The following is a 15,454-nucleotide window of genomic DNA, read 5'->3' as shown; positions in this document are numbered from 1 at the left end:
CGAGGCGTTCCTGAGCCGAGGCGTCCTGAGCCGAGGGCCTCCGGTCCTTCCCGCCGCACCGAAACCCCCTTCACCGAGCAGGAGTTCCGCCATGCCCCTACCCCGTCGCGCCCTGGTGGCCGCCGCCGGCGCCCTCGCCGCCGCCCTCGCCCTGACCGCCTGCGGCGGCGCGTCCTCGGGAGCCACGGCGGAACTCGCCCCGGCCAAGGGCAGCACCGCGCCGAACGGCGCCGTGGTGAACCTGGCGGCCGACCAGAACCGGGTGACCACGGCCAAGGTCGACGCGATCGCGGCGCTCGTCCCGGAGGAGATCAGGAGGAAGGGGACGCTGGCCGTCGTCGACTCCCTCGGCACCACCCCGCCGCTGGACTTCTACGCCAACGACGACAGGACCATCATCGGCGTCGAGCCGGACATCGCCACCCTGGTCGGCAACGTGCTCGGCCTCAAGGTCGAGTTCAACCCGGTCTCCTGGGAGAACATCTTCGTCGGCCTGGACAGCGGCAAGTACGACGTCGGCCTCTCCAACATCACCGTCACCGAGGCGCGCAAGGAGAAGTACGACTTCGCCACCTACCGGCTGGACGTCCTCGGCTTCGAGGCCAGGAAGGGCAGCGGCCTCAAGGTCGCCGGCGCCAGGGACCTGGCGGGCCGGTCGGTCGGCGTCTCCTCCGGCACCAACCAGGAGAAGCTGCTGATCTCCTGGAGCGAGGAGAACACCAGGAACGGCCTCAAGCCGATCGACATCAAGTACTTCCAGGGCACCGAGTTCTACCTGGCGCTCTCCTCCGGCCGGATCGACGCCTACGTCGGCCCCAATCCCAGCCTGGCCTTCCACGTCGCGCAGACCGGCGAGACCGAGATCGTCGGCACCTACTCGGGCGGCGGCGCGGACGTCCTCGGCAAGATCGCCGCGACCACCCGCAAGGGCAACGGGCTGGTCCAGGCGCTCAACGGGGCGCTGAACGAGGTGATCAGGAACGGCAGCTACGGCCAGGTGCTCAAGCGCTGGGGCCTGGACAACGAGGCGGTGCCGGCCTCCGAGGTCAACCCGCCCGGGCTGCCCAAGCCGTAGGGCCCGTCCGTTCACCCGTTCGCCGCCCCCCGCCGCTATGGTGACCCCTCCGGCGGCGAACACCGCCCGGACACGGCGGACTTGGGGGAGGACATGCAGCAGGGGGAGGTGCTCGACGGCCGGTACCGGCTGGACGAGTGGCTGGGCAGGGGCGGCTTCGGCGTGGTCTGGAAGGCGACCGACCAGCGGCTCGACCGCGAGGTCGCGGTCAAGCTGCTGCTGGCGGAGCACGCCGCCGACCGGGAGGCCGTCGGGCGGTTCGTCCGCGAGGCCCGCACGGCCGGCGGCCTCTCCAACCCGCACATCGTGACCGTGTACGACTACGGCCTGGTCACGACCGCCGCCGGGGGGACCCACTACCTTGTGCTGGAACTCGTCCGCGGCCGGGCCCTGTCCGACATCCTCAAGGACGGCGTCCCGGACCAGGAGGCCGCGCTGAAGTGGATGCGCCAGGTCTGCAAGGCACTGGACGCCGCGCACCGTTCGGGCGTCGTCCACCGCGACATCAAGCCCGAGAACGTGATGGTCGACGCGGGCGGCAAGGCCAAGGTGCTGGACTTCGGCATCGCCCGGCTGCTCACCCAGTCCGCGGTGCTCACCTCCACCGGCAGCGTGGTCGGCACCGTCCCGTACCTGGCGCCCGAGTGCTGGTCCGGCGCCGCCGTGGACGGCCGGGCCGACCTCTACGCGCTCGGCGTCATGCTGTACGAACTCTGCGCCGGGCGGCGCCCGTTCCGCGCCTCCTCGGCCGCCGAGTACATGTACAAGCACCTGGAGGAGACCCCGCCCCGGGTGCGCAGCACCGATCCGGCGCTGGCCGACCTGGTCGCCGGGCTGCTCGCCAAACGGCCCGCGGACCGGCCGGCCACCGCCGCCGAGGTGCTGGAACGGCTGCGCCGGATCCGACCGGGGGTGCTCCGCCCGGACGACCCCAGCCCGGAGCAGCTGCGCCGCCGGGCCGACCAGGCCTGGCGGCGCGGCGCGCAGGGCGCCCCCGGGGAGGCCGTCGAGATGCTCACCGCGCTCATCCCCGACCTCGCCCGGATCTGCGGCCCGGCCGACCCGCGCACCCTGCGCACCTGCCACGACCTGGCCATCTGGCTGGCCCAGGACGGCAGCCCGGGCACCGCCGTCGCGCTGCTGCGCGAGCTGGCCGCGGAGCCGGCCGCCGAACCGGACGTCCGGGCCGACGCGCTGCGCGACCTGGACCGCTGGCTCCGGGAGGCCGCCCGGAGCGGGCCGGGCCGGCCGCGGGCGCTGAGCCTGGCCGGCCTGCTCGGCGGCGGCCCGCAGGGCGGCTGAGGGCCCTCGCCGCCGTACGGGCGGGAGGCTGTCAACCGTGCGGGCCGCTGATTCGGCGTCTGCGGCGACTGTGGGAATTGATAGGAATCCGCCCACCGGGACTGTCTGGTTCACGGCCGGTGGCGTTGATATACCTCGTTGCCGGAGTCGGGTGCGGTGTCTTCGGCCGCCCCGGCGAGCTGCGACGAAAAGGCTGGTGACGGATCGATGAAGCTCCTCCGCGTCGGACCCCCGGGCGCCGAGCGCCCGGTCGTGCTGGGCCAGGACGGCATCGGGTACGACCTCTCCGGGCGTGCCCGGGACATTGACGGGGCCTTCCTGGCCGGGCTGGACACCGCCGCCCTGGCGCGGGACGTGGCCGCCGGGGCGCTGCCCCGGGTGGACCTCGCCGGGCAGCGGGTGGGCGCGCCGGTCGCCCGCCCGGGCAAGGTGGTCGGCATCGGGCTCAACTACCGCGACCACGCCGCCGAGGCCGGGGTCGCGGCCCCGGACGAGCCGGTGATCTTCCTCAAGCCGAGCTGCACCGTGGTCGGCCCGTACGACGAGGTGCTGGTGCCGCGCGGCGGCGAGAAGACCGACTACGAGGCCGAGCTGGCCGTCGTGATCGGCCGCACCGCCCGCTACCTGGCCGGGCACGAGGAGGCCGCGGTGGTGATCGCCGGCTACACGATCGCCAACGACGTCACCGAACGGGCCTTCCAGTTCGAGCGCGGCGGCCAGTGGGACAAGGGCAAGTCGGCGGAGACCTTCACCCCGCTGGGGCCCTGGCTGGTCACCGCGGACGAGGTGGCCGACCCGCAGCAGCTGCCGCTGCGGCTGTGGGTCAACGGCGGGCTGCGGCAGGACGGCAACACCGGAAAGATGATCTTCCCGGTGCTCGAACTGGTCCGCTACGTCAGCCAGTTCATGGTCCTGGAGCCGGGCGACGTGATCGTCACCGGCACCCCGGCCGGCGTCACCCTGGGCCACCCCGGCACGCCGTTCCTGGCCCCGGGCGACATCGTCGAGATCGAGATCGAGGGCCTCGGTCGCCAGCGGCAGGTGCTCGGCAGGGCGTAACTCCCCGCCGGCGCGGCACCGGCCGCCCCGACCCCGGGCACGGGGGTCGGGTCACCGGGCCGCCAGCACCTCGCGCAGCCGCTCGGCCCGCGACGCCTGCGGCCCCTCCAGCGCGAGCAGCACGGCCAGCACCTGCGCGGTCTGCGGGTCGTGCAGCGCGGTCGCCGCCGCCATCGCCGTGAACTGGTCCACCAGCCAGTCGCGCAGCTCGCCCACCGGCAGCGTGCGCCCCTCGTCCAGCCAGGTCAGCGACGCGCCCTCGACCACCGCGATCCACGAGCGCACCAGCAGCGTCAGCCGGGGCCCGGCCTCCCGCACGCCGAGGTGCCGCAGGGTCCGCTTGAGCGCCGCCCGCCGGACGTCGTCGACGATCGCCGAGGTGCGGGCCGTCTCCACCACCGAACCGCCGCGCAGCAGCGCGGAGTAGCCGGCGTCGTGCTCGGCCACGAAGGCGAAGTAGCCGTCCAGGACGGCCGCCAGCTGCTCGGACGGGGTCCCGGCCAGCGGGACGGCGAAGCGGCTGGTCAGCTCGTCGGCCGCGCTGCGCAGCGCGGCCTCGTACAACTGCTGCTTGCCGCCCGCGAAGTAGCGGTAGACCAGCGGGCGGGAGGCTCCGGCGGCCTCGGCGACGTCGTCCAGGCCCACCTCCTCGGGCGGCCGGGCGGCGAACAGTTCCAGGGCGACCGCGATCAGCTGTTCGCGGCGCTGCTGCACCGGCAGCCGCCGGTAGCCGGTGCGGCGCGGGCGGGGGCCGGGTGCGGCCGGGGCGGGCACCTGGCCGGTTGCCGTGGCGGGGCGGGCTTCCATGGCGGTCAGCGTAATGGGCGTGGGCCCGATCGGATCCTGTCGTGTGCGGTGGTTTCCCGAACGTGTGTTTGCGTGCGTCCGCCCGGCGGGTTCGACCGGTGCATGTCACCGATCGCCCGGTTATGGCTTGCAATCGGCCCCCGCCACGCCATGATGTCCGAATGGTTGAAGAACTGATCACCTCCGACGCCACCACCCCGCGTCGCGTCGCCGACGGTTACGTCCGGGCCCTGGCCGAACTCGACCCGCTGACCGCGGTCTACCTGGGGTTCAGCCCCGAGGACGACCGGCTGCCCGACCTCTCGCCGGCCGGTGCCGAGGCGATCGCCGACCTCGGCCGCCGCACCCTGTCGGCCCTCGCCGAGGCCGAACGCTCCGACGCCGCGCAGGACGAGGCGGAGCGCCGCTGCGCCCGGCTGCTGCGCGAGCGGCTGACCGCCTCCCTCGCCGTCCACGAGGCCGGGGAGAACTTCCGCGCGGTGCGCAACCTGGGCTCCCCGGTGCACGAGGTCCGGGACGTCTTCACTCTGATGGGGACCGACACCGAGGCCGAGTGGCAGGTGGTCGGCCGCCGGATGGCCCGCGTCCCGCTCGCGCTGGCGCAGTACCGGGAGACGCTGGCCGCCGGCATCGAGCGCGGCCTGCTGTCCGGCCCGCGCCAGGTGGCCACCGTGGTCGGGCAGCTCGGCGAGTGGCTGGAGGGGGACGTACCCGGCGGCTGGTTCGGCGAGTTCGTCCAGGGCGCGCCGGAGGGCCTGCGCGCCGAGCTGTCCGGGCCCGCGCTGGCCGCCGGGGAGGCGCTGGCCGAGCTGCGCGACTGGCTGCGCGACGTCTACGGCCCGGCCGCCGCCGACACCCCCGACACCACCGGCCGCGAGCGCTACCGCCGCTTCGTCCGCTTCTGGACCGGCTCCGACCTGGACCTGGACGAGGCCTACGCGTGGGCCTGGGGCGAGTTCCACGACCTGCTCGCGCAGATGGAGGCCGAGGCCGAGAAGGTCCGCCCGGGCGCCGACCCGATGGCGGCGATGAAGTGGCTGGAGTCGGACGGCCCGGCCGTGGAGGGCGCCGAGGCCACCCGGGTGTACCTCCAGGAGCTGATGGACCGGGCGGTCCGGGACCTCCAGGGCACCCACTTCGACCTGGCCGAGCCGATCACCCGGGTCGAGTCGAGGATCGCCCCGCCCGGCAGCGCGGCCGCGCCGTACTACAGCGCGCCCTCGCTGGACTTCAGCCGCCCCGGGCGGACCTGGCTGCCGGCGCTCGGCCGGGAGCGCTTCCCGGTCTGGGACCTGGTCTCCACCTGGTACCACGAGGGCGTCCCGGGCCACCACCTGCAGCTCGCGCAGTGGAACTACGTTGCGGACCGGCTCTCCACCTACCAGGTCAGCCTGGGCGGGGTGAGCGCCAACCTGGAGGGCTGGGCGCTGTACGCCGAGCGCCTGATGGACGAGCTCGGCTACCTCACCGACCCGGGCCACCGCCTCGGCTACCTCAACGCGCAGATGATGCGCGCGCTGCGGGTGATCGTCGACATCGGCATGCACGCGGGCCTGGACTTCCCGGCCGACTCCCCGTACCTGCCGGGCGAGCCGGTCAGCCCGGAGGCGGCCCGGGAGTTCTTCGGCCGGTACTGCGGCCTGACCCCCGACTACCTGGACAGCGAACTGGTCCGTTACCTGGGCATGCCCGGCCAGGCCATCGGCTACAAGCTGGGCGAGCGCGCCTGGCTGCGCGGCCGGGCGGCGGCGCGGGCGGCGCACGAGGCGCGCGGCGAGGAGTTCGACCTCAAGGCCTGGCACATGGCGGCGCTCTCGCAGGGCTCGCTGGGGCTGGACGACCTGGTCGACGAGCTGTCCGCGCTGTAGGGCGGACGCCGGCCCCGGGCCTCGTCCGCGAGTCCCGGGGCCGCTGGTCCTTTGGTCCGAAAAGGTCGATTTGGTGAGGTTTTTCCTTGCCATCCGCCCGTGCGGGAGCTTCGCTTGAAGGCGACTGCGTGACATCCCCGACTGCGTGACCCCTCCGTACCCCTCCGGAAGGCTGACCAGTGTCTGCGCAAACCGCCACCGGTCATGAGAACGCGGACAGCCGCCGCTGGTGGGCGCTGGCCGTCATCGCCGTCGCCCAGCTCATGATCGTCCTCGACGTCACCATCGTGAACATCGCGCTGCCGTCGGCCCAGCGGGACCTGGGCATCTCCGACGCCGACCGGCAGTGGGTGATCACCGCCTACACGCTCGCCTTCGGCGGCCTGCTGCTGCTCGGCGGACGGCTGGGCGACCTCTTCGGCCGCAAGCGCGTCTTCACCGTCGGCCTGCTGGGCTTCGCCGCCGCCTCCGCCCTCGGCGGCTCGGCGGACGGCTCCGCCATGCTCTTCGGCGCCCGCGCCCTCCAGGGCGGGTTCAGCGCCCTGCTCGCCCCCTCGGCCCTGGGGCTGCTCTCCACCACCTTCACGGACCCCAGGGAGCGCAGTACGGCCTTCGGCGTCTTCGGCGCGATCGCCGCTGGCGGCTCCGCGCTCGGCCTGATCCTGGGCGGGCTGCTGACCGAGTACCTGGACTGGCGCTGGTGCCTGTTCGTCAACGTCCCGATCGCCGCCGCCGCGGCCCTCGCGGCCACCGGCCTCCTGGAGCGCGACAGCGCCGCCAGGGGGCGCCGGGTCCGGCTCGACCTGCCCGGCGCGCTGCTCGGCTGCGGCGGCCTGCTGGCGATCGTCTTCGGCACCTCCGAGGCCGTCACCCGGACCTGGGGCGACGGGCTGGTGCTCGGTTCGCTGGCCGCCGGCCTGGCGCTGCTCGCGGTGTTCGTCCTGGTCGAGCGGCGCACCACGCACCCGCTGCTGCCGCTGTACATCGTCGCCGACCGCAACCGCGGCGGCGCCGCCCTCTCGGTCGGCCTGGCCATGATCGGCATGTTCGGCCTGTTCCTCTTCCTCACCTACTACCTCCAGGTCATCAAGCACTTCTCCCCGGTGCTGTCGGGCGTCTCCTTCCTGCCCATGACGGCCGCCATCGTGCTCAGTTCGACCGGCTTCGCGGCCCGGCTGATGACCAGGGTGCCGACCCGGAACCTGGTCTGCCCCGGGCTGCTGCTCGCCGCGGCCGGCATGGCCTGGCTGACCCGGATGACGGTCGACGGCCCGTGGGCCGGCACGGTGCTGCCCGCCGAGCTGCTGCTCGGCTCCGGCATGGGCCTGGTCTTCATGCCGTCGATGAACCTGGCCACCCTCGGGGTCTCCCCGCGCGAGGCGGGCGCGGCCTCGGCCACCATCAACTCGGCCCAGCAGGTGGGCGGTTCGTTCGGCACGGCGCTGCTGAACACGGTCGCGGCCAGTGCCACCGCGTCGTTCCTGGCCACCCGGATCGCCTCGTCGCCGGTGGTACGGGCCCAGGCCACGGTGCACGGCTACGTGGTCGCGAACTGGGTGTCGACGGGCGTCCTGCTGCTGGCCGCGCTGATCGCCTTCCGGGTGATCGACCACCGGCCGGCGCCCACGGTGACCACCGTGGGCCCGGGTGAGGCGCACGCGGGCGCCTCCGCGACCGTCCCGGCTGAGCCCCGACGAGAACCCTGAAATTTTCAGCAAGTCCTTGCAGTCAACCTCCGGCGCCTGCTTGACTCCTGGCCACCGTCCAGGAACCGAGGAGGCGCCGTCGTGCTGCCCGAGTTCGACCTGCTCGTCGTCGGCGGCTCCGGCGTCGACACCATCGTCCGGGTGGACCGGCTGGAGGTCCCGCCCGGCGACTCGCTGTTCGTCGGACCCGTCCGCGACTACGTCGGCCACACCGGAAACGGCGTCGCCCTCGGCGCCCACCGCCTCGGCCTGCGCACCGCCTTCCTCGACTTCCTCGGCGACGACCCGCAGGGCGCCCTGGTCCGCGCCTCCTACGAGCGCCACGGCCTGCACTTCGCACACCTGGTGAGCCCGCACGGCACCCCGCGCGGGGTCAACCTGGTGGACGCCGACGGCCGCCGGTTCTCCTTCTTCGACGGCCGCCACCCCGCCGACCTGCGGCTGCCGCCCGAGTTCTACCTGCCGTACGCGCGGCGCAGCCGGCACGTCCACCTCTCCATCACCGGCGTCAACCGGGACATGTACGCCGACCTCCACCGGCTCGGCCGCACCACCTCCACCGACCTGCACGACTGGGACGGCGCCAACCCGCACCACCGCGACTACGCGCTCGGCTCGGACCTGGTGTTCCTCTCGGTGGCCGGCTGCCGCGGCCGGCACGAGCAGCTGATGCGCGCGATCCTCGCCGAGGGCCGCGCCGCTGTCGTCACCGCCACCGCGGGCGCCGACGGCTGCTACCTGCTCACCCGGGACGACGACGAGGTGCACCACCTGCCGGCCGTCGACCCGGGCCGCCCGGTGGTGGACACCAACGGCGCCGGGGACGCCTTCGTCGCGGGCTTCCTCGCCGCCTGGTTCCGGGGCCGCCCGCCGCTGGAGTGCGCCCGGGCCGGCTCGGTCGCCGGTGCCTTCACCTGCACCGTCGCCGGGACGCACACCGCCTTCATCGGGGCCGAGGAGCTGGGGAGCGCGCTGGACCGCTTACGCGCCGCCGGGTGAGCTTTTTCTCATGGATATCCCAGCCACCGGTAACGACCTTTCCAGGCTGAAACGGCATAGTCGTTGATCGCACGCAGCCCCCGGAAAACCGTCGACCACTGGCAGGAGAGACAGACATGGGTCAGCACCGCCGCCCGACGTCGCGCCGCCGCCGCAGCCTGCTGGGGCCGACCCTGTTCACCGCGCTCTCGGCGGTGGTGGTGGCCGCCGTGGTCACCGGTACGCACGGGCTGAGCCTGTCCGACGCGACGGCCGCCGGGAAGGCGGCCCGCAGCTCCCGGGCCGCCGTCGCTCCGGCCGCGACCGGGCCCGCGTCCGAGGCGCCCGCCGCACCCGCACCGGTCGACGCCGCCGCTCCGACCGACAGCCCGTCCGCCGCCCCGGCCGACGGCCCGTCCGCCGCTCCGACCGACAGCCCGTCCGCCGCCCCGGCCGACGGCCCGGCCGACAGTGCGAGCGCCGACCCCGGCAGCGCCCCGGCGGCCGCCCCGACGCCCTCCGCGCCGGCCACCCCCGACACCCGCGGCGCCGTCCTCGGCACCACCGCCACCGCCGCCGCCACCCCCGAAGCCGCCACCGTGGGCGCGCTGTTCAGCGGCACCGTGGCGGCCGGTAACCACTTCTGCACCGCCAGCGTGCTGCACAGCCCCGGCGGCAACCTGCTGCTGACCGCCGCGCACTGCCTCAGCAGCGCCGGCGGCGTCACCTTCGTCCCCGGCTACCGCGACGGCTCCGCCCCGTACGGCAGCTGGCAGGTCACCGCGGTCCACACCACCACCGGCTGGTCCCAGAAGGGCGACCAGGACGAGGACTTCGCCATCCTGGAGACGGCCCCGAGCAACGGCCGCAAGGTCGAGGACGTGGTCGGCGGCAACCGGCTCGGCGCCGACGAGCCCTTCGGCGCGACCGTCCGCCTCTACGGCTACCCCGGCGACGCCGAGGAGCCCATCCTGTGCACCAACACCACCGGCCGGCAGAGCACCTACCAGCGCGTCATCGACTGCCCCGCCTACCCGTCCGGCACCAGCGGCGGCCCCTGGATCAACGTCGCCACCGGTGACGTGGTCGGCGCCATCGGCGGCTACCAGCAGGGCGGCGACACCGACGACGTGTCCTACAGCGCCTACTTCGACCACACCGTCGCCGGGCTGGTCTCCCAGGTCGAGGGCGCCTCGTCCTGAGCCCGGCCGGGCCCGCGCCGCGCGCCGCCGACCGGGCCCGGACATGACGAAGGCCCAGATCCGTGGATCAACTCCACTGATCTGGGCCTCAGTTGCACTCCTTGCGAAGTGCCCCCGGTAGGATTCGAACCTACGCACCCGCCTCCGGAGGGCGGTGCTCTATCCCCTGAGCTACGGGGGCCTGCTCGGTGTCGTCGGCGTTTCGGCCTCCGACGTGAAGAACACTACCAGGCTCCGGGCGTGGTCCGTGCACGGGTTTGCGACGGGGGCGCCGGAGTGGGTGCGAGGTGCGTCGGCGGGCGGCGAGGGGGCGGTGGAAGTGCCCAAAGGCCGGACGGGGCGGCGGGGGCGCCGATACCCTCGGTGAGGTGTCGGGAGTGTCCGGGCGGGTCCTCGTGGTGGACGACAGCGAGGTGATCCGCCAGCTGATCAGGGTCAACCTGGAGCTTGAGGGCTTCGAGGTGGTGACCGCCGCCGACGGCGCCGAGTGCCTGGAGGTGGTCCGCCGGGTGAAGCCGGACGTCGTGACGCTGGACGTGATGATGCCGCGCCTGGACGGCCTGCGGACGGCGGCCCGGCTGCGCGCGACCCCGGGGACCAGTCGGCTGCCGATCGCGATCGTGAGCGCCTGCACCCCGGCCGATCTGGACCTGGGGGAGGCCGTCGGGGTGGACGGCTACCTCGGCAAGCCCTTCGACCCGGCCGATCTGGTGGCGCTGGTGCGGCGGCTGATGACCCTGGGGGGACAGCCGGGCGGGTTTCGCCCTGAGCGAACGGAGCGGACCGATCGGGGCTGACACCGCTGACGGGAGGGCCCGCGGGCGTCCCGACCGGCAAACCGGGTGGCGGGCGGGTACCCCGTCTCGCCTACGCTTGGCGTCGTGACACCCGCAGAGCTTTCCCAGGCAGTCCAGGCCGCAGTGAGCGCCGCCGTCGAGGCGGGCGAGCTGACCGTCGCCGTGCCCGAGCACGTGATGGTCGAGCGACCCAAGAACAGGGACCACGGCGACTACGCGATCAACGTGGCCCTCCAGCTCGCCAAGGCGGCCGGCCGCCCGCCGCGAGCCGTGGCGGAACTGCTGGCCGACCGCCTGCGAGGGATCACCGGCGTCGCCAAGGTCGACATCGCCGGGCCGGGCTTCCTGAACATCACCATGGACGCCGCGACCCAGGGCGCGCTGGCGCGCACCATCGTCGAGACGGGCGAGGCCTACGGGCGCAACGAGGCGCTCAAGGGCCTGAAGATCAACCTGGAGTTCGTCTCCGCCAACCCGACCGGCCCGATCCACATCGGCGGCGTCCGCTGGGCCGCCGTCGGCGACTCGCTGGCGCGCGTGCTGCGGGCCAGCGGCGCCGACGTCACCACCGAGTACTACCTGAACGACGCCGGCGTGCAGATCTCCAAGTTCGCCGGCTCGCTGAAGGCCGCCGCGAACGGTCAGCCCGTCCCTGCCGACGGCTACGTGGGCGAGTACATCGGCGACATCGCCAAGGCGATCACCGACGGCGTCCCGGGCGTGCTCGACCTGCCCGACGCCGAGCAGCTGGAGGCCTTCCGCACCGAGGGCCTCAAGCTCATGGTGGCCGAGATCCAGCGCTCGATGCAGGAGTTCGGCACCCACTTCGACGTCTGGTTCTCGGAGAAGACGCTGCACGAGTCCGGCGCGGTCGAGAAGGCCATGGACCGGCTGCGCGAGCAGGGCCACGTCTTCGAGCAGGACGGCGCGGTCTTCCTGCGCACCACCGACTTCGGCGACGACAAGGACCGCGTCCTGGTCAAGGCCGACGGCGAGACCACCTACTTCGCCGCCGACGCCGCGTACTACCTGTCGAAGCGGGACCGCGGTGCCGAGGTCTCCGTCTACATGCTGGGCGCCGACCACCACGGCTACGTCAACCGGCTGAAGGCCATCGTGGCCTGCGCGGGCGACGACATGAACCGCAACATCGAGGTCAAGATCGGCCAGTTCGTGAAGATGCTTCGCGACGGCGAAGAGGTCCGCATGTCCAAGCGGGCCGGCAACATCATCACGATCGACGACGTGATCGAGTGGATCGGCGTGGACGCCGCCCGCTACACCCTGACGCGGTCCCCCACGGACTCCACCATCACGCTCGACATCAACGTGCTGACCAGCCAGTCGAACGAGAACCCGGTCTACTACGTCCAGTACGCGCACACCCGGATGTGCGGCGTGGCCCGCAAGGCCGCGCAGCTCGGCGTCGACAAGGGCGCGGCGGAGGACTTCAAGCCCGAGCTGCTCGCCACCGTGTGGGAGAACGACATCCTCGGTGCCCTCGGCGAGTTCCCGCGGATCCTGGCCACGGCCGGCGAGCTGCGCGAGCCGCACCGGGTCGCCCGCTACCTGGAGGACCTCGCGGGCAAGTACCACCGCCTGTACGAGAACTGCATGTTCCTGCCCAAGGGCGACGAGGAGCTCACGGACACGCACCGCGCCCGGCTCTGGCTGGTCGAGGCCACGCGAACGGTGATGGCCAACGGCCTGACGCTCCTGGGCGTCACGGCGCCCGAGCGGATGTAGGCACCACCCCCAAGTGCGCAGCGGGGGCGGCTGACGGTCAACGGAGACCGTCGCCGCCCCTCGCCATAGGTCAAGGAAGCAGAGGACATGTCTCGCTCCGCACACCCCGCAGGCCCCCGTCACGGTGACGTGCTGCCCGAGGGCCACTACGCCGCCCCGCCGGCCGACCTGAACGCGCTCGACCCCAAGGTCTGGTCGCGCACCGTCGCCCGCGACGCCGAGGGCGTGGCCACCGTCGGCGGGATCGACGTCAAGTCCCTGGCGGCCGAGTTCGGCACGCCGGCCTACGTGCTCGACGAGGACGACTTCCGGGCCCGGGCGCGGGCCTGGCGCGACGCCTTCGGCACCGAGGCGGACGTCTTCTACGCCGGCAAGGCGTTCCTCTCCAAGGCGATCGTGCGCTGGCTGCACGAGGAGGGCCTGAACCTCGACGTGTGCAGCTCCGGCGAGCTGACGGTGGCGCTGGCCGCCGGGATGCCGCCGCAGCGGATCGCGCTGCACGGCAACAACAAGACGGCGGACGAGCTCGAACACGCGGTGAAGACCGGCGTCGGGCGCATCGTGGTCGACTCCTACGAGGAGATCGAGCGGCTGGCCGCCATCGCCGCCCGCCAGGGCGTCCGCCAGCAGGTGCTGATCCGGATCACCGTCGGCGTCGAGGCGCACACCCACGAGTTCATCGCCACGGCGCACGAGGACCAGAAGTTCGGGTTGTCCCTGGGCAACGGGTCCGCCGCCGAGGCGGTGCGCCGGGTGCTCGGGCACGAGGGCCTGGAGCTGCGCGGCATCCACTCGCACATCGGCTCGCAGATCTTCGACACCGCCGGTTTCGAGGTGGCCGCCCGCCGGGTGGTCGGCCTGCTGGCCGAGATCCGCGACGAGCACGGCGTCCAGCTGCCCGAGATCGACCTGGGCGGCGGCCTGGGCATCGCGTACACCAGCGAGGACGACCCGCGCGAGCCGGCCGAGATCGCGGCCGCGCTGGCCGACATCGTGCGCCGCGAGTGCGCCGCCGCGAACCTGGACACCCCCCGGCTGAGCGTGGAGCCGGGCCGGGCGATCGTCGGCCCGACGGCGTTCACGCTGTACGAGGTCGGCACCGTCAAGCCGCTGGAGGGCCTGCGCACCTACGTCAGCGTGGACGGCGGGATGTCCGACAACATCCGGACCGCGCTGTACGACGCCGAGTACTCGGTGGCCCTGGTGTCGCGCCGCAGCGACGCCGAGCCGATGCTGGTGCGGGTGGTCGGCAAGCACTGCGAGTCCGGCGACATCGTGGTCCGGGACGCCTTCCTGCCGGCCGACCTGGCCCCGGGCGACCTGATCGCGGTGCCCGCCACCGGCGCGTACTGCCGCTCGATGGCGAGCAACTACAACCACGCCCTGAAGCCTCCCGTGCTGGCCGTCAAGGACGGCGCCGCGCGGGTGATCGTCCGGCGCGAGACGGAGGAGGATCTCCTGCGTCTCGATATCGGATGACGAAATCCTTGTCTCAGATCATGGAACGACCGTAGATCCGTGCGGGAAGTCCCCGAGACTGGTACGGACCGAAGTTCCCGGCGGCCCCCAGAATCCCGCCGGAATTACCGAAGCACGAAGAATGCAGAGCGGAGTCGGATGATGCGTACGCGCCCGCTGAAGGTGGCGTTGCTGGGTTGTGGTGTGGTGGGCTCCGAGGTGGCGCGCATCATGACGACGACGGCCGACGACCTCGCCGCGCGCATCGGTGCCCCGGTCGAGCTCGCGGGGATCGCGGTCCGCCGGGCCGGCCGGGTGCGCCCGGGCGTGCCCGAGCACCTGATCACCACCGACGCCGAGGCCCTGGTCAACCGGGGCGACATCGACGTGGTGGTCGAGGTCGTGGGCGGTATCGAGCCGTCCAAACACCTCATCCTGTCGGCGTTCCGGCGGGGCGCCTCGGTGGTCAGCGCCAACAAGGCGCTGCTCGCCAAGGACGGCACCGAACTGCACGCCGCGGCCGCCGCGGCCGGGGTGGACCTGTACTACGAGGCCGCGGTGGCGGGCGCGATCCCGCTGCTGCGCCCGCTGCGCGAGTCCCTCGCGGGGGACAAGGTCAACCGGGTGCTGGGCATCGTCAACGGCACCACCAACTTCATCCTCGACAAGATGGACACCACCGGCGCCGGCTACTCGGAGGCGCTGGAGGAGGCCACCGCGCTGGGCTACGCCGAGGCCGACCCGACGGCCGACGTCGAGGGCTTCGACGCCGCCGCCAAGGCCGCGATCCTGGCCGGCATCGCCTTCCACACCAAGGTCACCGCGGCGGACGTCTACCGCGAGGGCATCACCGAGGTGACGGCCGCCGACATCGCCTCCGCCAAGGAGATGGGCTGCGTGGTCAAGCTGCTCGCGATCTGCGAGCGGGCGGCGGACGGCGAGTCCGTCACCGCGCGGGTCCACCCGGCGATGATCCCGCTGTCGCACCCGCTGGCCTCCGTCCGCGAGGCGTACAACGCGGTGTTCGTCGAGGCCGAGGCGGCCGGCCGGCTGATGTTCTACGGCCCGGGCGCGGGCGGCTCGCCGACCGCCTCCGCGGTGCTCGGCGACCTGGTCGCGGTCTGTCGCAACAAGCTGGCCGGTGCCACCGGTCCCGGTGACTCGGTGTACACGCAGCTGCCCGCCAAGCCGATGGACGAGGTGGTCACCCGCTACCACGTCAGCCTGGACGTGGACGACCGTGCCGGTGTCCTCGCCCAGGTCGCGTCCGTCTTCGCGGAGCACGGCGTCTCCATCGACACCGTGCGCCAGCAGGGCCGCGACGGCGACGCCTCGCTCGTCGTGGTCACTCACCGTGCCACCGACGCCGCGCTGTCGGCGACGGTCGACAAGCTCCGCGCGCTGGACAGCGTGCGGGACGTGGCCAGCATCATGCGGGTCGAAGGGGAGTAAGGAA

The 15,454-nt window shown here is 73.1% G+C and carries 12 protein-coding genes and 1 tRNA gene; 11 read left to right on the top strand and 2 right to left on the bottom strand.

The window, feature by feature from the left end; translation table 11 throughout:
* Window positions 1-91: 91 nt before the first annotated feature.
* The 3 genes from OG556_RS12615 (at window position 92) to OG556_RS12605 (ending at window position 3,436) form a co-directional block, all read left to right on the top strand.
* On the top strand, window positions 92-1,075 hold the full coding sequence (locus OG556_RS12615; RefSeq protein WP_371517141.1) for an ABC transporter substrate-binding protein: 984 nt from the start codon (window positions 92-94) through the stop codon (window positions 1,073-1,075).
* A gap of 93 nt (window positions 1,076-1,168) precedes the next feature.
* Complete coding sequence (locus tag OG556_RS12610) at window positions 1,169-2,377, top strand: serine/threonine-protein kinase (protein ID WP_371517140.1); 1,209 nt, start codon at window positions 1,169-1,171, stop codon at window positions 2,375-2,377.
* A gap of 207 nt (window positions 2,378-2,584) precedes the next feature.
* A complete protein-coding gene (locus OG556_RS12605) occupies window positions 2,585-3,436 on the top strand; it encodes a fumarylacetoacetate hydrolase family protein (RefSeq protein ID WP_371517139.1) in 852 nt (283 codons plus the stop codon).
* A 51-nt stretch (window positions 3,437-3,487) separates the two neighbouring features.
* Here OG556_RS12605 and OG556_RS12600 read toward each other — a convergent pair whose 3' ends face one another.
* Entirely contained in the window at window positions 3,488-4,243 is a 756-nt protein-coding gene (locus tag OG556_RS12600; protein ID WP_371517137.1) for a TetR/AcrR family transcriptional regulator, read from the bottom strand.
* A 161-nt stretch (window positions 4,244-4,404) separates the two neighbouring features.
* Between OG556_RS12600 and OG556_RS12595 the strand changes: the two genes are divergently transcribed.
* The 4 genes from OG556_RS12595 to OG556_RS12580 all read left to right on the top strand — a co-directional run bounded on the left by OG556_RS12595 (window position 4,405) and on the right by OG556_RS12580 (window position 9,997).
* Window positions 4,405-6,111, top strand: coding sequence for a DUF885 domain-containing protein (locus OG556_RS12595; RefSeq protein WP_371517136.1), 1,707 nt, complete (start codon window positions 4,405-4,407; stop codon window positions 6,109-6,111).
* Between the two features lie 179 nt (window positions 6,112-6,290).
* A complete protein-coding gene (locus tag OG556_RS12590; RefSeq protein WP_371517135.1) occupies window positions 6,291-7,817 on the top strand; it encodes an MFS transporter in 1,527 nt (508 codons plus the stop codon).
* A gap of 81 nt (window positions 7,818-7,898) precedes the next feature.
* Window positions 7,899-8,816 carry a carbohydrate kinase family protein gene (locus tag OG556_RS12585; RefSeq protein ID WP_371517133.1) on the top strand — a complete coding sequence of 306 codons (918 nt, stop codon included), beginning with the start codon at window positions 7,899-7,901 and terminating at the stop codon, window positions 8,814-8,816.
* 116 nt (window positions 8,817-8,932) lie between these two features.
* A complete protein-coding gene (locus OG556_RS12580; protein ID WP_371517132.1) occupies window positions 8,933-9,997 on the top strand; it encodes a trypsin-like serine protease in 1,065 nt (354 codons plus the stop codon).
* Window positions 9,998-10,106: 109 nt separating this feature from the next.
* Here OG556_RS12580 and OG556_RS12575 read toward each other — a convergent pair.
* Window positions 10,107-10,178: transfer RNA gene (locus OG556_RS12575), tRNA-Arg, on the bottom strand.
* Between the two features lie 196 nt (window positions 10,179-10,374).
* Here OG556_RS12575 and OG556_RS12570 point away from each other — a divergent pair.
* From OG556_RS12570 to OG556_RS12555, 4 genes are all read left to right on the top strand, one after another.
* Complete coding sequence (locus OG556_RS12570; protein WP_371522679.1) at window positions 10,375-10,794, top strand: PleD family two-component system response regulator; 420 nt, start codon at window positions 10,375-10,377, stop codon at window positions 10,792-10,794.
* Between the two features lie 84 nt (window positions 10,795-10,878).
* Window positions 10,879-12,540 carry an arginine--tRNA ligase gene (gene argS / locus OG556_RS12565; protein ID WP_371517131.1) on the top strand — a complete coding sequence of 554 codons (1,662 nt, stop codon included), beginning with the start codon at window positions 10,879-10,881 and terminating at the stop codon, window positions 12,538-12,540.
* Window positions 12,541-12,627: 87 nt separating this feature from the next.
* Complete coding sequence (gene lysA / locus OG556_RS12560) at window positions 12,628-14,019, top strand: diaminopimelate decarboxylase (RefSeq protein WP_371517130.1); 1,392 nt, start codon at window positions 12,628-12,630, stop codon at window positions 14,017-14,019.
* A 138-nt stretch (window positions 14,020-14,157) separates the two neighbouring features.
* Window positions 14,158-15,450, top strand: a complete 1,293-nt coding sequence (locus tag OG556_RS12555; protein ID WP_371517129.1) for a homoserine dehydrogenase — start codon at window positions 14,158-14,160, stop codon at window positions 15,448-15,450.
* Window positions 15,451-15,454: the final 4 nt, after the last annotated feature.

The organism is Kitasatospora sp. NBC_01300 (genome assembly GCF_041435235.1).
Lineage (GTDB): Bacteria > Actinomycetota > Actinomycetes > Streptomycetales > Streptomycetaceae > Kitasatospora.
This window is presented reverse-complemented; position numbering and strand designations above follow the sequence as displayed.

Bases quoted from the DNA above. Each gene is read 5' to 3' on its own strand.
- OG556_RS12595 (WP_371517136.1), top strand. From the start codon at position 4,405: ATGGTTGAAGAACTGATCACCTCCGACGCCACCACCCCGCGTCGCGTC.
- OG556_RS12615 (WP_371517141.1), top strand. From the start codon at position 92: ATGCCCCTACCCCGTCGCGCCCTGGTGGCCGCCGCCGGCGCCCTCGCC.
- OG556_RS12555 (WP_371517129.1), top strand. From the start codon at position 14,158: ATGATGCGTACGCGCCCGCTGAAGGTGGCGTTGCTGGGTTGTGGTGTG.
- OG556_RS12580 (WP_371517132.1), top strand. From the start codon at position 8,933: ATGGGTCAGCACCGCCGCCCGACGTCGCGCCGCCGCCGCAGCCTGCTG.
- OG556_RS12600 (WP_371517137.1), bottom strand. From the start codon at position 4,243: ATGGAAGCCCGCCCCGCCACGGCAACCGGCCAGGTGCCCGCCCCGGCC.
- OG556_RS12610 (WP_371517140.1), top strand. From the start codon at position 1,169: ATGCAGCAGGGGGAGGTGCTCGACGGCCGGTACCGGCTGGACGAGTGG.
- lysA (WP_371517130.1), top strand. From the start codon at position 12,628: ATGTCTCGCTCCGCACACCCCGCAGGCCCCCGTCACGGTGACGTGCTG.
- OG556_RS12605 (WP_371517139.1), top strand. From the start codon at position 2,585: ATGAAGCTCCTCCGCGTCGGACCCCCGGGCGCCGAGCGCCCGGTCGTG.